This window comes from Acidovorax sp. HMWF029, assembly GCF_003060895.1.
Taxonomy (GTDB): domain Bacteria; phylum Pseudomonadota; class Gammaproteobacteria; order Burkholderiales; family Burkholderiaceae_C; genus Acidovorax.
This window is the reverse complement of the sequence record NZ_QAIH01000249.1, coordinates 1-1,174: the sequence shown is the minus strand read 5'-3', so window position 1 is coordinate 1,174 and position 1,174 is coordinate 1. Positions and strand designations below refer to the sequence as shown.

The following is a 1,174-nucleotide window of genomic DNA, read 5'->3' as shown; positions in this document are numbered from 1 at the left end:
TCACCGGCCTGCAGCAGCGCGTGCCGGTGCAGGTGGCAGGCACCGTGGCCGCCGGTGGCGCCCCGCTGGCGGTGATGGACATTGGCGCCGCGCAAGACCTGTTTGGCCGCCAGGGCGCACTCACGCGCATCGACCTGCAACTGCAGCCCGGCACCGACGCCGCCGCCTGGCAGCGCACGCTGCGCGCCGATCCCGGCTGGCCCGCCAACGCCGTGTTGGCGCAGCCGGGCGATGCGGCCCAGCGCATCAGCAACCTCTCGCGCGCGTACCGCGTCAACCTCACGGTGCTGGCGCTGGTGGCGCTGTTCACCGGGGCCTTTTTGGTGTTCTCGGTGCTAGCCCTCAGCGTGGCGCAGCGCGGGCCGCAGTTTGCGCTGCTGGCCGTGCTGGGCGCCACGCCGCGCCAGCGGCTGCTGCTGGTGCTGGCCGAATCCGCCGCGCTGGGCCTGCTGGGCAGCGTGCTGGGCATTGCCCTGGGCACCGCCCTGGCAGCCACCGCCTTGCAGCTGCTGGGTGGCGACCTGGGCGGCGGCTACTTTGCAGGCGTGCAGCCAGCGCTGCAATGGAGCGCCCCCGCCGCGCTGATGTACGGCGCGCTGGGCGTGGCCGCAGCCCTTGCAGGCGGCTGGTGGCCCGCACGCGCCGCGCAGCAATTGCCCCCGGCCCAGACGCTCAAGGGCCTGGGCACCGCCGCCAGCCAGGCCGACAAAGGCACGGTGGGCCTGGTGCTGCTGGCGGGCGGCGCCCTGCTGGCCCTGGCGCCCCCCGTGGGCGGCGTGCCGCTGGCGGCGTATGTGGCCATCGGCCTCTTGCTGGTGGGCGGCATTGCGCTGCTGCCCTGGGGCATGGCGCGGCTGCTGGCCGCGCTGCAGCCGCTGGCCGCGCGCCACACACTGCCCCTGCTGGCGCTGGAGCGCGCACGGCGCATGCGCGGCAGCGCCGCCATTGCCGTGGGCGGCGTGGTCGCATCGCTCAGCCTGGCCGTAGCGCTGACGGTGATGGTGGCGAGCTTTCGCGGCTCGGTCACCCAGTGGCTCGACGCTGTGCTGCCGTCGCCGCTGTACGTGCGCTCGGCCCTCAGCACCAGCGGCACCACGGGCACCGAGGCCGCGCTGCTGCCCGCCGGTTTTGCCGAAGCCGTGGCCCAGCTGCCCGGCGTGGAACGCGTGCAGTC

At 75.0% G+C, this 1,174-nt stretch carries 1 protein-coding gene; it reads left to right on the top strand.

Features of this window, described 5'->3' with window-relative positions; all coding sequences use genetic code 11:
* Positions 1-1,174 (top strand): ABC transporter permease (locus tag DBR12_RS18100; protein WP_146185569.1); only part of this gene is annotated, 1,174 nt, incomplete at both ends.